We start from the raw sequence: 14624 nt of genomic DNA on the forward strand, positions 1-14624 counted from the left end.
ATACATTGATACAACCTGCGCAGCGTGCATGACCGTTTGGGTCGGGCCGAATTTCGGTCAATGCATTGGCGTTGCATTGCAATCAAATGAGTACATGCAGATACTTGTTTAACCTAAGAAACGGCCGCGTGCAACACTTCGGCGACTAGCTTGCAAGATGTTGGGGGAGGCGCCAAGGGTGGCGCGGAGACGACGCTGCCCCGTCCACAATGGACGGGGCAGGCTGCAAGTTGGGGGTGATCCAAGTGCGTACGATTGAGCGTTTCGTTATTGCGCTCGACCTGGGAGTTTGGGAAGCTACAACAGCGCTGTGCGACTTACGATTTCCAGTCGTGCGCACTAGGCCGCTATGCGAATCCTCCGTGGAGAACCTTACCGGACGGGTGTTCCGGGTCCCAAAACGGGGGTGAGCCTCCGGTCCGGCTGCCGTCACCCGCGTGGACGCAGGCCCCGTTCGCCAGCGAGTTCGTTCCGCTGGCAGGGGAGACCTCCGGTTCAGCTGCCATGCGCTCAAACCGGAGGCTCCAACGTGCTCGCCGTTCTCGATGTCCTCAACGACTTCGGCTCGGCGCGACCTCCCGCCGAGTCCGGGTCCGACGCGACGCCGGAAAAATCTTGACGACCCGTGTCGATCTGGCGGCAGCCCGCTCGTCGTGATCCCGTAACACCGAACCGAGGAGGGCAACCGTGAAGTACATGCTGATGATCTACGCGGCCGCTGACCAGCAGGCGAGCTGCACGGTCGAGGACTGGATCGCCTACGAGAAGGAGATGAGGGACGCGGGCGTCCTGGTCTCCGGGCACTCGCTGGCCGACCTGGTCACCGCGACCACCGTCCAGGTCGGACCGGACGGGAAGCGCACGGTCACCGACGGGCCGTTCGCCGAGACGCGGGAAGTGCTGGGCGGTTACAACGTCATCGACGTGCCCGACCTCGACGCGGCGCTGGAGTGGGCGGCGAAGTGTCCCGGCTCGCGCGACGGCGGGGCGGTCGTCGTGCGGCCCATCGCCGAGTTCGACTTCTGAGTCCGGCGCGATGAACGTCGGGCAGGTGTTCCGGGAGGAACGCGGCAGGCTGCTCGCGACGCTGGTCAAGCGCTTCGGCGACCTCGACCTGGCCGAGGAGGTCACCTCCGACGCCATCGAGGCGGCGCTGAAGCACTGGCCGGTGGACGGGGTGCCGAACCGGCCTGGCGCGTGGTTGCTCACGACCGCGCGCCGCAAGGCCGTCGACCGGTTGCGGCGCGATCAGGTCCACGCGGCCCGGCTGGCGTTGTTGCAGGTGGAGGTCGACCGGGCGGATCCGCCGGCCGGGGACGGGCTGCCGGACGAGCGGCTGGAGCTGTTCTTCACGTGCGCGCACCCGGCGCTGGCGGAGGAGGACCGCGGCGCGCTGACCTTGCGGTGCCTGGCCGGCTTCACGACGCCCGAGGTCGCGCGGGCCTACCTGGTGCCGGTCACGACCATGCAGCAGCGGATCGTGCGCGCGAAGAAGAAGATCAAGGAAGCGCGCATCCCGTTCCGCGTGCCGGACCCGCACGAGCTCCCGGAACGCCTGCCCGGCGTGCTGCAGGCCGTCTACTCGATCTTCACCGAGGGCTACGCGGCCCAGCGGGACGACCTGGCCGGCGAGGCCATCCGGCTGGCGCGGATCCTGCAGGGCCTGCTGCCCGACCGCGAGGTCACCGGGCTGCTGGCGCTGATGCTGCTGGTCCACGCCCGCCGCGACGCCCGCGCCGAGCTGCTGGAGGACCAGGACCGCGCGCTGTGGGACCGCGACATGGTCAACGAGGGCAGCGCGCTGGCCGAACGGGCGCTGACGGGCGGGTACGGACCGTACGGCGTGCAGGCGGCGATCAACGCGTTGCACGACGAGGCGCCGGACTTCGACAGCACCGACTGGCCGCAGATCGTGGCGCTCTACGACGTGCTGAACAAGCTCGCGCCGTCGCCTGTCGTCGCCCTGAACCGGGCTGCCGCGATCGCCATGCGCGACGGTGCCGAAACCGGCCTCGCGCTGCTGGACGCGCTCGCCGGCGAACCCAGGCTGCGCGACTACCACCCGTACCGGGCCGCCCGTGCGGACCTGCTGCACCGCCTGGGTCGCGACGCCGAGGCGGCCGAGGCCTACCGCGAGGCCATCGCGCTCGCGGGCACCGAATCCGAACAGGACTTCCTGCGCCGCAGACTGACCGCCATCGAGGGGCAATCATGATCATGAAATGGCTGGAGGCCGAACGCCTGGGCGTCGCCGACCTCCTCGAAGACCTCACCGACGACGAGTGGCAGCGCGGCACCCTCTGCGAGGGCTGGACCATGCAGACGATGGCCGCCCACCTGACCACGTCCACCCGCACGGGTTGGCGCGACGTGCTCACCGGCGTCGTGAAGGCGCGCTTCGGCTGGGAGCGCATGGAGAACGAGAGGGCTCGTGCGATCGCCGCACGATTCACCCGGTCGGAGTTGATCGCGCAGATCCGCGTGACCGCCGCCTCGCCGAAGCGCGCGCCGATGGCCGCCCCGATCGACCCGCTGGTCGACTTCCTCGTCCACGGCCAGGACATCGCCCGCCCGCTGGGCCGCGTCCGCGAGATGCCGCTCGAACCGGCTCGGGCCGCCCTCGGACATGTGTTGAAGAGCCCATTTTGGGGCGCCCGCAAGCGATTCCGGGATTCCGGAATCCCTGATCTTCCTGCCCCTGACCTGCTGATGATCGCCACGGGCAGGAAGTTGTCCACACCTGGGGACAACACTGTGGGCAACTCGAACACACGTTCGATCTAAGGGGTTCGCTACACTTGCGTCGGACCTCGTGCGGCACACATCTCGCGAACCTCCCCAGGGCCGGAAGGCAGCAAGGATAAGCGGGCTCTGGTGGGTGCACGGGGTCCCCTTTTTGTGTCGGGGTCCACCGGTACTGTCTGCGGCGTGGCGCTCGCTCTGTATCGCAAGTACCGTCCGGCCACGTTCTCCGAGGTCGTTGGCCAGGAGCACGTGACCGACCCGCTGCGCGTCGCCCTGTCGGCAGGCCGGGTGAACCACGCCTACCTGTTCTCGGGCCCGCGCGGCTGCGGCAAGACGTCTTCGGCCCGCATCCTGGCCCGCTCGCTCAACTGCGTGAAGGGCCCGACGCCCGATCCGTGCGGCGAGTGCAACAGCTGCATCGGCCTCGCCCCGAACGGCACCGGCAGCGTCGACGTCGTCGAACTCGACGCGGCCTCGCACGGTGGTGTGGAAGACGCCCGCGACCTGCGTGACAAGGCCTTCTACGCCCCGGCCGAGTCCAAGTACCGCGTCTTCATCATCGACGAGGCGCACATGGTCACCACGCAGGGCTTCAACGCCCTGCTGAAGATCGTGGAGGAGCCGCCGGAGCACCTGATCTTCATCTTCGCCACGACCGAGCCGGACAAGGTCCTCCCGACCATCCGCTCGCGCACGCACCACTACCCGTTCCGCCTGATCCCGCCCGGCGTCATGCGCTCCCTGCTGGAACGCAACTGCGCCGCGGAAGGCGTGGCGGTGGAACCCTCCGTCTTCCCGCTGGTGATCCGCGCGGGCGGCGGCTCGGCCCGAGACACCCAGTCCGTCATGGACCAGCTCCTCTCCGGCGCGGGCCCCGACGGCGTGAAGTACGAGCGAGCCATCTCGCTCCTGGGCGTCACCGACTCGGCCCTGATCAACGACGTGGTCGACGGCCTCTCCGCAGGCGACGGCGCCGCGGTCTACGGCACCATCGACCGCCTGGTCGACGCCGGCCACGACCCCCGCCGCTTCGCCTCAGACCTGCTGGACCGCCTCCGCGACCTGGTCCTGCTCTGCGCGGTCCCCGACGCAGCGGACCGCAACCTGGTCAGCGCCCCGGAGGACGAACTGGCCACGATGTCGGCCCAGGCAGAACGAATCGGCCCGGCAGCCCTGACCCGCTACGCCGAGATCGTCCACCAGGGCCTGGTCGACATGCGGGGCGCCACCGCCCCCCGCCTGCTGCTGGAACTACTCGTCTCCCGAATGCTCCTGCCGTCGGTGAGCCAGTCCGAAGCAGCCCTGCTCCAACGCCTCGAACAGCTGGAACGCCGCCCACCGGCAGCCATCGGGGCCACCTCGGGCGACCCCTCGGCCGCCGCGGCACCGGCCGGCGGCCCGGTCTTCACCCGCAGGTCCCAGCAACCGGCAGACCAGGCCCCGCCCCAGCCGGAACCCCAGCGAGCAGCCCCGACCCCAGTCGCGGCCCAGCCCGCACCGGCCGCCACCCCGGCACCGGCAGCAGCGCCCACTCCGGCTCCCGCGACCCCACCCCCGGCAGCCGCACCAGCCGCCGCCGCACCCCCGCAGCCCGCAGCCGCAGCTCCTTCTGTTCCTTCCCCTTCGTCCTCGGCTTCCGGTGGCATGGACGCCACGGCGGTGCGCCGAATCTGGTCGGAACTGCTGGCCGCGGTCCGCGCGTCCAGCCGCAGCACCGAGGCGATGCTGACCAACGCCACAGTCGGCGAGGTCGACGGCAACGTGGTGACGATCACCCACACCTCGCCCCCGCTGGCCCGCCGCCTGGCCGAGCCCCGCAACACCGAGGCGATCGCCGCAGCCCTGTCCACAGTGCTGGGCGGCACCTGGCAGGTCCGCTGCACCCACGGCACCCCAGGCGCCACCCCGCAACAGGCAACCCAGACAAAGGCGGCCCGCCCGGCCCCGACCCGCCCCAGCCAGGCGCAGAACCAACAGGCCCGCCCCCAGCCAGAACCACAACAAACCCAGGCCCCGCGCCCACCGGTGGACGACGTCCCACCCCCGCCGGAGCCCCCGGAGCCCGACGACCCGCTCCCGCCGGAACCGGACGACGAAGAAGCAATGCTGGCCGAGGCCGCCCGCCCGGCAGACCCAGGCACGGTGAACGAGGTCCAGGCCAAGGACCCGGAGTCGGTAATGCTCCAACTACTGGCAGACGAACTAGGCGCCCGCCCCCTGAAAAAGGCCTAGCAGCCCGTGAAAGGGGCCTAGAAGCCGGTGAAAGGGGCCTAGCCACCCTCCGAAGAAGGCCTAGCCGCCCGGTGGAAGGCCTAGCCGCACCCAAGAGCGACGCCCAACGCACGCTCACGCAGGGGTCCCCTTCGGATTTGGATCCCCCGCGACCCAACATAGCGACGGGGTCTGACACTCAAGCGACGCCGAAGGCGAGCCGTCTTTACCAAGAGGTCTGGGTGGGGTGGCTTCGTCACGAGTCGTGCCACAGCTCTTGCTGCATGTGAGTAGGGGTGTCAACTCGACACGCTTTTCGTCGAGTTGACACCCCTACCTGCTTGTGGCCCGCTCTTGGCTCGGCTCGTGGTGGGACCCCACCGCCACCGCAACCCTCTAAGCAACCGGCGGCCGCCCAACGCGACAGGCGTGCCATCAACCCGCGCGTGGCGTGGACCCCCTGATCAGATTGCCGGGGTCTGGGGCAGAGCCCCAGGGGAAGCACGCAACGCAAGTTGCCGCCCGCAAGGTGACCACCCACTCAGTCGCGGATCGCAAGGCCGACCACCCGCAAGGCGCCACCCACACCAACCCAAGCTGACGCAGGCGCCCCCCAAAAGAAGGACCCCCTGAGCCCAAACGCTACTCAGGGGGTCCGACAAGATCAGCACTTCACCGCCGCATGAACGGCGGCACATCCACCTCATCGTCGGGGTCCTCGGTAACCGGCACCGGCCGAGAAGGCAGCGACCCGTTAGGGGACAAGGACCGAGGCACCGAGGACGCGTACCCGTTCCCCTGAGCCGGCGAAGGCTGAGGCGGCACCGTTGCAGGAGGCTGCTGCACAGGCGGAGCCTGCCGAACCTCGGCCTGAACCTGAGGCTGAACCGGCGGCTGGACCTGAGGCTGGACCGGAGGCTGAACAGGAGCCTGAACGGGCGGCGGAGTCTGAGCCACCGGCTGCTGCACGTGGGTAGGCGTGGCCGTGGCGGAAGCAATCGGCCCGGTAGCCGTCCGAGGCGGCGAGGACAACGCCGTCGGCTCCAGCTTCTTGTGGGTCGGGCCTCCGCTGTCGAAGCCGGCCGCGATCACCGTGACCCGGACCTCGTCGCCCAGGGAGTCGTCGATGACCGTACCGAAGATGATGTTCGCGTCGGGGTGCGCGGCCTCCTGGACCAGCGAGGCCGACTCGTTGATCTCGAACAACCCCAGGTCGGAGCCGCCGGCGATGGACAGCAGGACGCCGTGCGCGCCCTCCATCGAGGCTTCCAGCAGGGGCGAGTTGATGGCCTTCTGCGCGGCTTGCACCGCTCGGCCCTCTCCTCTTGCCGAGCCGATGCCCATCAACGCCGAGCCCGCGCCGGACATGACCGACTTGACGTCGGCGAAGTCCAGGTTGATCAGACCGGGGGTCGTGATCAGGTCGGTGATGCCCTGGACGCCGGACAGGAGCACCTCGTCCGCGGAGCGGAAGGCGTCCATCAGGCTCACGCCGATGTCGCCGAGCTGCAGCAGCCGGTCGTTCGGGATGACGATGAGCGTGTCGCACTCGTTGCGCAGCGCCTGGATGCCGTCTTCGGCCTGCTTGGCGCGGCGCTTGCCCTCGAAGGAGAACGGGCGCGTCACGACACCGATGGTCAGTGCGCCGAGCTTGCGGGCGATCGAGGCCACCACCGGCGCACCGCCGGTGCCCGTGCCACCGCCCTCACCTGCGGTGACGAAGACCATGTCGGCCCCCTTGAGGACCTCCTCGATCTCCTCGCGGTGGTCTTCGGCGGCCCTGTGCCCGACCTCGGGGTTCGCGCCGGCACCGAGGCCGCGGGTCAACTCGCGGCCGATGTCGAGCTTCACGTCGGCATCAGACATCAGCAAGGCCTGGGCGTCGGTGTTCACCGCGATGAACTCGACGCCCTTCAGCCCGACCTCGATCATGCGGTTGACGGCGTTGACACCGCCACCACCGATGCCGACGACCTTGATCACCGCGAGGTAGTTGTGCGGGGGCGTCATCGGATCCGCCTTCCTGATCGTGGTCCGCGCTGTGGTGCAGGGTGTGATGCACCCGGATTGCAACTCTCGACCTCTCATCGAGGCCCAGAGTTATGTCAACCCCATATGTTCCTGTTGGACGGTAAGCACCAGCGGTGCGTCGGTCCAGCAGCCACGCCGTAGGGTCCCAACACTGTGCGCTACTACTCCCCGGTCGTGCCGTCAAGTAGCGCGCACGGTCCTGAGTACGACGCACCCCAAGCCTAGTCGGACCTCGAATCGGAGATCGTCTCGCCCGCCCTATCGACGATTTTCCGTCGGCGCCGCCCGCCGGCTCGCCCTCCTGGGGACACCCCCGTGCTCATGGCATGAGCGGTCTAGGCCCCGACGGTGCCGTCCAGCAACTCCCGGGCCACGTCCAGATGGCCGGCTTGGCGGGCGGTCTCGTCGACGGGGTGCGCTTCACCTCGCCGGCCGCGGTCGCCAGCTTCGAGGGCGGCACCGCCCGCGTCGCGTCGGCATCCGAGGCCCTCGACCTTCAGTTCGATCGTGGCGCGTGAGGCCCCCGCATCGCACTTATCCGACACCGATCGTCTCTTGTGGACGATCAGGCGAACCTGAAGTACTTCCTTCGGGTGACAACGACCGATCCGGCTAATACCGCGAGTGGCAGTCCGATGAGCACGGTAGTCGTTCATCACCAGGAGGCATGTCTTGGCACCCGCACCCGCGTCCGTGCGTTCGCTCGTCGTCGAAGCGATCGTCCTGGAACTCGTCACGAGCAGGCTGGGCAGCCTCGTCGCACGGGTCGCGATGGCGCGGCTGAGGCCGAACGGCTGACGCGAAACATCAGGAGAATCCTTTGTGCTCCCAACCGATTCACCGGTCCTCGCACCGGCGGCCCCGCCGTTTCCCGACGCCGTCACGACCACCGGCACCACGACGATGACGAGCACGACCTCGAACTGAAGGACCTCAGTGGAAACTCTTCCACCGGTAGTGACCATCGGACCGGAATCACCGCCGAAGCGCCGGCCACCGTGGCTCGCGGTCGGTTTCACCCTGGTGGCGCTGACAGCGGGCGGGCTCGGCTTCGGACTCGGCAGGGCCACCGGTCCCGACCTGCTGCGCTCCGCCGGCGCGAGCCCGGCCTCGCCGTCCACCTCGTCCTCGCCGAACGTGTTCACGATCAGCGGGTCGATGACCGTCAACGGCCAGTGCGGTGCCGGTGGCTACACCGACGTCACGCTCGGCGGGCAGGTCGAGATCGTGAACCAGGACAACGAGGTGCTCGGCGTCGGCACGCTGCTGGGCGGCACCGGCTCGTGCTCCTTCAGGTTCACCGTCAGCGGCATCCCCGAAGGGCAACGGCTCTACGGCGCGAAGATCGGCAACGCGAACCGCGGCGTCATCTGGCACTCCGAGCAGGACGCGAAGCACCAGGGCTTCCACCTGACACTCGGCTGAGCGCCAAGAGCTGAGCGCCAGAGCTGAGCGCTAGGAAACCGTGGCCAGGTCCGGCGACGACACGTCGTAGGTCGTGCCTGGCCGCGAGAGCAGCACGAGCAGCACGGCCGCCTTGCGTGCCGTGTCGTCGGAGTTGCCCCACTTCACCACGCGGTTCCCCGACAGCGTCAGCTTCACGTCGGCACCGGTCGTCGCCGCCACCGACACCACGTCGGCCCGCAGCTTCTCCGGCAACCCGTTCACGACCCCGACCACGGCGCGAGTGGCCGGGTCCGAGGACGACGGCAGCGTCAGCACCAGTTCCGGGACGCCCGGCGCGGCGGCCGGGAGGACCGCGTAGTCCTTGCCGGTCGAGTCGACGAGGTGGAAGCCGTCGGGCAGCTTCACCGAACCGATCGGGGCGCGCTCGGTGATCAGCAGCCGGACCGTGCCCGGGAGCAGGCGTTCCACCTCCACGGCCGCGACGCGCGGGATGCCGGCCACGCGGTCGTGGATCTCCTTGAGGTCCAGGCGGACCAGCGGGGAGCCTGCCTCGATCGCCGCGACGGCGCGGACCTCGTCCTCGGTCAGCGCGCCGTTGCCGCGGACGTCGACCTGGCGGACGCCGAGCAACGGGGTGAAGAAGACGCAGTAGGCCAGTGCCAGCACGGAAAGCAGTGTCAGCAGCGCCACCAGGCGGCGGCGCAGGATCACCCTGCGCCGCGCCCGGTACTCAGCGCTCTTCGGTCTCCGGTTCGCGGAGCGAGCTCGCGTGGACCTGCCACGAACCGGTGCGCTCATGACAGCGCGCTGACGATCTCGGGGCCGAGCATCGTCACGTCACCGGCGCCCATGGTCACCACCAGGTCACCCTCCCGCGCCAGCGAGGCCACCAGCCGGGGAACGCGGTCGAACGACGGCTCGTAGTGCACGGAAGCCGTGACCTGCTCGGCGATCAGGCCGCCGGTCACGCCGGGTTCCGGCTCCTCGCGGGCACCGTAGACGTCCAGCACGACGACCTCGTCCGCCAGCGACAACGCGGCGGCGAACTCCGTGGCGAACGTACGCGTCCTCGAATACAGGTGCGGCTGGAACACCACGATCACTCGGCCCGCACCGGCGACCGGACGCGCGGCACGCAGCTGTGCGTCGACCTCGGTCGGGTGGTGCGCGTAGTCGTCGTACACCGACACGCCCTTGCCACGGCCCTTGAACTCGAACCGCCGGCGCACGCCACCGAACGCCGCGAGGCCTTCGAGCAGCCCGGCCTGGTCCGCGCCGAGCTCCAGGCCGGCCAGCAGAGCGGCGATCGCGTTCAACGCCATGTGCTCGCCCGGCACCGCGACCCGGACCTCGACGGCCACGCCGTCGATCTCGACGGACGCCAGGCCACCGGACTCCAGCGGCTTGTAGTCGACGAGGCGCGCGTCGGACGCGGAACGGCCGTACTCGCGCACCCGGATCCCGCGCGACCGAGCCTCGGTGATCAGGCGAGCGGCTCCAGGATCGTCCACACAGGACACCAGCACGCCGCCCGGCACGATCCGCTCCAGGAACGAGTCGAACACGGCCGTGTAGGCCTCGACGGTGCCGTGGTGGTCGAGGTGGTCGGCCTCCACGTTCGTCACGACGGCGACGGACGGCGAGAAGAACAGGAACGAGCCGTCGGACTCGTCCGCCTCGGCCACGAACACGCCACCGGTGCCCTGGTGGGCGTTGGCACCGGACTCGTTCAGGTCACCACCGATCGCGAACGACGGGTCGACCCGGCAGTGCTGCAACGCGACGGTGAGCATCGACGTGGTCGACGTCTTGCCGTGCGTACCGGCAACGCACACGACGCGGTGGTCTTCCATCAACGCCGCGAGCGCCTCGGCACGGCGCAGCACGGTGATGCCGCGTTCACGGGCCGACGCGTACTCGGGGTTCGTGTCCTTGATCGCGGTCGACACCACGACCTCGGTCGGACCGCCGACGAGCTGGTCGAGGTTCGAGGCGGCGTGACCGACGGCGATCCGCGCCCCCTGTGCGCGCAGGGCCAGCACGGTCCGCGAGTCCTTGGCGTCCGATCCGGACACCTGCACGCCGCGCGCCAGCAGGATGCGGGCGATACCGCTCATGCCGGCACCACCGATGCCGACGAGGTGAACGCGTTCGAGGGTCATTTCTTGATCACATCCAGAACGGAGCGGGCCAGGATCTCGTCCGCCTCACGACGGCCGGTGCCGAGCGTCGCGCGGGACATCTGCGCGAGCCGGTTGCGGTCCGCCATCAGCGGCACCACCAGCGAGGCGACCTTCTCCGGGGTGAGCTCGGCGTCCGGCACCAGCAGGCCGCCGCCCGCGGAGACGACCGGGCCGGCGTTCAGCGCCTGCTCACCGTTGCCGATGGGCAGCGGCACGAACACCGCGGGCAGGCCGACGGCCGACACCTCGGCGACGGTCATCGCGCCCGAACGGCACAGCACGGCGTCCGCGGCGGCGTACGCCAGGTCCATGCGCTCCAGGTACGGCACCGGCACGTACGCCGGGGCGCCTGGGAACTGTTGCACCTGAACGGAGTTCTTCGGCCCGTACGCGTGCAGCACACCCACGCCGGCACGGGCGAACTCCGCCGCGACCGGCGCCACGGCCTCGTTGATCGAACGCGCGCCCTGCGAACCGCCGAACACCAGCAGCACCGGCGCGTGCGGGTCCAGGCCGAAGAACCGGCGGGCCTCGTCGCGCAACGCGGCGCGGTCCAGCGACGTGATCGACTGGCGCAGCGGGATGCCGATGATCTGAGCGTCCATCAGCCCGGAGTCCGGCACCGCCGCGGCGACGTGCGCGGCGAACTTGGCGCCGACCTTGTTCGCGAGACCGGCCTTGGCGTTCGCCTCGTGCACCACGATCGGGATGCGGCCACGCGCGGCCAGGTAGGCGGGCAGCGCCACGTAGCCGCCGAACCCGACGACGACGTCCGCGCCGACGCGCTCCAGCACCTCGCGCGTCTGCTTCACGGCGCTGCGCACGTTCAGCGGCAGCTTCAGCAGGTCCAGGGTGGGCTTGCGCGGCATCGGCACCGGCGGGATCAGCTCCAGCGGGTACCCGCGAGCCGGCACGATCTTGTTCTCCAGGCCGCGTTCGGTGCCGAGCGCGACGACACGCGCGTCCGGCCGCAGCCGCATGACCGCGTCGGCCAGCGCCAGTGCCGGCTCGATGTGTCCGGCGGTACCACCGCCGGCTACCACGACGCACGGACCACTGGGGGCAGGGTGCCCGGTCAAGACTTCTCCCGAAGATAGTGTTGGCTGAAGATCAATTCAGTTGGATCGCCCGCGACCGCGGGTCGACCGGCCAAGCTCAGAACGGCCCTGTGCGCGCCGCGATTCGCGGCGACGGTACTCCGAAGGTGGAGCGGAGCGTCCAGCCATACGACGTTCGTCCATGACCGGAAGTTGCTGCGTGCGTGAACGGCCTGGTGCGCGGGGAGGCGTGGACGGACGGACCGGCTTGCGCTTGGCCGGTGGCCGGTACGCCTCGGGAGCGGGCAGCCTGAGCAGTCCGCCGACGCGGCCGGGACCGAGCGACCGCAGCGCCGACACGGCCTCGGGCTCGTGCCGGGCGCAGTTCGCCAGGATGCCGAACACGATCATGGTCGTCACGATCGAGGTGCCGCCGGAGGAGATCATCGGCAGCGTGAGGCCCGTGACGGGCAGCAGCTGCACGACGTAGCCGATGTTGATCGCGGCCTGCGCGACGAGCCACACCGTCAGGGTCGCGGACACGATCCGGATCCACGGGTCGGTGTTGCGCGACGCGATCCGCAGGCCGACCCACGCGAGTCCGCCGAACAGCACCAGCACCAGCCCGCACCCGACGAACCCGAGCTCCTCGCCGATGACGGCGAAGATGAAGTCCGACTCGACATTGGGCAGGTACCGCCACTGCGAGCTGCCCCGTGCGAGTCCCTTGCCGAACAGGCCACCGTCGGCGAGCGCGAACATCGCCTGCCGCGCCTGGTGACCGGCGCCGTCGGGATCGGCGTCGGGGTTGAGGAACGACGTCACGCGCTGCAGCCGGTACGTGGCACCGATCGCGAGCACGACGGCGCCCGCCACCGCGCCGGCGGCGATCACGCCGAACAACCGCATCGGCGCGCCCACGAACCACAGCAGGCTGATCAGCACCACGCCGAGCGTGATCGTGCCGCCGAGGTCGGGCTGGAGCATGACCAGCGCGAACACCAGCATCGCGACCGGCACGACGGGCACCAGCAGGTGCCGGTACTGCGACAGCAGCGCCCGCTTGGTGACCAGGACGTGCGCACCCCACAGCGCCAGTGCGAGCTTCACGGCCTCGATCGGCTGGAAGGAGACGGGCCCGAGCGTGAACCACGAGCGCGCGCCACCGCGGACGTCACCGAGCGGCGTCAGCACCAGCGCCAGCAACACCACGCCGATGCCCATCGCGGCCGTCGAGATGTGCCGCAGCCTGCGCAACGGGAAGCGCAGCATCACCCAGAACAGCACCGCGCCGATGCAGACGTAGATCAGCTGCTTCTGGAACACGCTGTACGCGGACACGCCCGACGCGACCTGTCCCGGCGCTGACGCGGACAGCACCATCACCAGGCCGAGCACGGTGAGCATGCCGAAGATCGCGAGCAACAGGTGGAAGTCGGCGAGCGGGCGGCTGAGCCACGAGGTCATACCGGTGCGCAACGAGGCGACACGGCCCGCGGGACGAACCTTCCGCTTGCTCCTCGGCTTGTCGGCGACGACGGTCACCGGGGCATCGTCTCCTGTGTCAAGCGCTCGAACGGGGATTCCTGGGGCGTGTCGCCCCTTCCGCTGGAGCGGGCCGTCCTTTCGAACCCTACCGGCCACCCGTGAGGCGCTTCACGGCGTCCGTGAACGCCTGCCCCCGGTGCGCGTAGTCGCTGAACATGTCCATCGACGCCGCCGCGGGCGCGAGCAGCACCGTGTCACCGGACTGCGCGAGCTGCTGCGCGGCGCGCACGACGTCGAGCATCGGATCGTCGGCGTCGGCGAGGTCGAGCGAGCGCACCGGCACGTCCGGCGCGTGCTTCGCCAGCGCGTCCGCGATGACCTGCCGGTCCGCGCCGATCAGCACCGCGCCCCGCAGCCGGCGGGCCTCGGTCCGCACCATCTCCTCGACCGAGGCGCCCTTGAGCAGCCCACCGGCGATCCAGACGACGCTGTCGAACGCCCGCAGGGACGCCACGGCCGCGTGCGGGTTCGTCGCCTTCGAGTCGTTGACGTACCTGATGTTCGTGGCGTCGACGGTGACGAGCACGGCGCGGTGCGCGGCCGGTTCGAACGCCTCCAGGCCCTCGCGCACGGCCTCGGACGGCACGCCGTACGCGCGCGCCAGGGCCGTGGCGGCCAGTGCGTCCGCGATGCCGGGAGGGCCCGCCGGACGGATCTTCGCGACCTCGACCAGTGCCTCGTCGTCGGCGAACGCGCGGTCGACCAGCCAGCCGTCGCGCACGCCGAGCTGGCCGTCCTCGGGTTCGTCGAGCGTGAAGCCGATCCGGTCCCGTGCGGTCGACGCCTCCAGCAGGTCGCCGACGAGCTCGTCGTCGAGCCAGCCGATCGCCACGTCACCGGTGAGGATCCGGGCCTTGGCCGCGGCGTAGGCGTCCATGCCGCCGTGCCAGTCGAGGTGGTCCTCGGCGAGGTTGAGCAGCGCGCCCGCCTGAGGCCGCACCGAAGGCGCCCAGTACAGCTGGAAGCTCGACAGCTCCACCGCGAGCACCCGGCGCCCGGCCAGCAACGCGTCCACGACCGGCAGGCCGACGTTCCCGCAGGCCACGGCGTCCGCGCCGGCGGCCTGCAGGATCGACTCCAGCATGCCGACCGTCGTGGTCTTGCCGTTCGTGCCCGTCACCGCGAGCCACACCGGCGGGTCGGCGAGCTCGGTGCCCATCCGCCAGGCCAGTTCGACCTCGCCGATCACCTCGATGCCGGCCCCGGCGGCGGCCGCGAGCAACGGGCTCGACGGCTGCCAGCCGGGGCTAGTGACCACGAGGGAGGTGCCGGCCGGCGGTTCCGTCAGTCCGGGCACCAGTTCCACGCCTTCGAGCAGGGTCTCCAACGCCGCCAGTCGTTCCGGCGACGAGTCCGTCACCACGACCTCGGCGCCCGCCGCGAGCAACGCCTCGGCGGCGGACCGGCCGGTCACTCCAGCACCGGCCACCAGCACCTTCGTCCCGGCCAGCTTGGTCATAAC

13 protein-coding genes and 1 other RNA gene are annotated in these 14624 nt (G+C 70.1%); 8 read left to right on the top strand and 6 right to left on the bottom strand.

The genetic code is table 11. From position 1 onward, the window contains the following. Positions 1–687: 687 nt before the first annotated feature. The 5 genes from AB0M48_RS08235 (at position 688) to AB0M48_RS08255 (ending at position 4977) form a co-directional block, all read left to right on the top strand. Positions 688–1026, top strand: coding sequence for a YciI family protein (locus AB0M48_RS08235; protein ID WP_363837144.1), 339 nt, complete (start codon positions 688–690; stop codon positions 1024–1026). Positions 1027–1036: 10 nt separating this feature from the next. Further along, the gene (locus tag AB0M48_RS08240; protein WP_363837147.1) at positions 1037–2215 is read left to right on the top strand and encodes a DUF6596 domain-containing protein; all 1179 of its coding nucleotides are present in this window, start codon (positions 1037–1039) and stop codon (positions 2213–2215) included. Then, entirely contained in the window at positions 2212–2784 is a 573-nt protein-coding gene (locus tag AB0M48_RS08245; RefSeq protein WP_363837150.1) for a maleylpyruvate isomerase family mycothiol-dependent enzyme, read from the top strand. Before AB0M48_RS08240 ends, AB0M48_RS08245 begins: the two co-directional genes overlap by 4 nt. A gap of 17 nt (positions 2785–2801) precedes the next feature. Further along, positions 2802–2898: signal recognition particle sRNA small type (gene ffs / locus AB0M48_RS08250), an RNA gene on the top strand. Between the two features lie 30 nt (positions 2899–2928). Next, complete coding sequence (locus tag AB0M48_RS08255) at positions 2929–4977, top strand: DNA polymerase III subunit gamma and tau (RefSeq protein WP_363837153.1); 2049 nt, start codon at positions 2929–2931, stop codon at positions 4975–4977. 651 nt (positions 4978–5628) lie between these two features. On the opposite strand, the gene ftsZ is transcribed toward AB0M48_RS08255, so the two are convergent. Beyond that, the gene (gene ftsZ, locus AB0M48_RS08260) at positions 5629–6966 is read right to left on the bottom strand and encodes a cell division protein FtsZ (RefSeq protein ID WP_363837156.1); all 1338 of its coding nucleotides are present in this window, start codon (positions 6964–6966) and stop codon (positions 5629–5631) included. A 347-nt stretch (positions 6967–7313) separates the two neighbouring features. Between ftsZ and AB0M48_RS08265 the strand changes: the two genes are divergently transcribed. From AB0M48_RS08265 to AB0M48_RS08275, 3 genes are all read left to right on the top strand, one after another. Next, positions 7314–7505, top strand: a complete 192-nt coding sequence (locus AB0M48_RS08265) for a hypothetical protein (protein WP_363837159.1) — start codon at positions 7314–7316, stop codon at positions 7503–7505. 154 nt (positions 7506–7659) lie between these two features. Beyond that, positions 7660–7785 carry a hypothetical protein gene (locus AB0M48_RS08270; RefSeq protein WP_363837162.1) on the top strand — a complete coding sequence of 42 codons (126 nt, stop codon included), beginning with the start codon at positions 7660–7662 and terminating at the stop codon, positions 7783–7785. Positions 7786–7923: 138 nt separating this feature from the next. Next, positions 7924–8412 (top strand): hypothetical protein, encoded by a 489-nt coding sequence (locus AB0M48_RS08275; protein ID WP_363837165.1) that lies wholly within the window; start codon positions 7924–7926, stop codon positions 8410–8412. A gap of 30 nt (positions 8413–8442) precedes the next feature. Here AB0M48_RS08275 and AB0M48_RS08280 read toward each other — a convergent pair whose 3' ends face one another. The 5 genes from AB0M48_RS08280 to murD all read right to left on the bottom strand — a co-directional run bounded on the left by AB0M48_RS08280 (position 8443) and on the right by murD (position 14621). Beyond that, positions 8443–9192 carry an FtsQ-type POTRA domain-containing protein gene (locus AB0M48_RS08280; protein ID WP_363837168.1) on the bottom strand — a complete coding sequence of 250 codons (750 nt, stop codon included), beginning with the start codon at positions 9190–9192 and terminating at the stop codon, positions 8443–8445. Beyond that, positions 9189–10556, bottom strand: coding sequence for a UDP-N-acetylmuramate--L-alanine ligase (gene murC, locus AB0M48_RS08285; RefSeq protein ID WP_363837172.1), 1368 nt, complete (start codon positions 10554–10556; stop codon positions 9189–9191). Before murC ends, AB0M48_RS08280 begins: the two co-directional genes overlap by 4 nt. After that, positions 10553–11656 carry an undecaprenyldiphospho-muramoylpentapeptide beta-N-acetylglucosaminyltransferase gene (gene murG / locus AB0M48_RS08290; RefSeq protein ID WP_363837174.1) on the bottom strand — a complete coding sequence of 368 codons (1104 nt, stop codon included), beginning with the start codon at positions 11654–11656 and terminating at the stop codon, positions 10553–10555. The genes murC and murG overlap by 4 nt, the downstream gene beginning before the upstream one ends. 36 nt (positions 11657–11692) lie before the next feature. Further along, entirely contained in the window at positions 11693–13081 is a 1389-nt protein-coding gene (gene ftsW, locus AB0M48_RS08295; protein WP_363838315.1) for a putative lipid II flippase FtsW, read from the bottom strand. Between the two features lie 166 nt (positions 13082–13247). Next, the gene (gene murD / locus AB0M48_RS08300) at positions 13248–14621 is read right to left on the bottom strand and encodes a UDP-N-acetylmuramoyl-L-alanine--D-glutamate ligase (protein WP_363837177.1); all 1374 of its coding nucleotides are present in this window, start codon (positions 14619–14621) and stop codon (positions 13248–13250) included. Between the last annotated feature and the right edge of the window lie 3 nt (positions 14622–14624).

Source organism: Lentzea sp. NPDC051208 (assembly GCF_040682435.1).
In the GTDB taxonomy this organism is placed as follows: Bacteria; Actinomycetota; Actinomycetes; order Mycobacteriales; family Pseudonocardiaceae; genus Lentzea; species Lentzea kristufekii.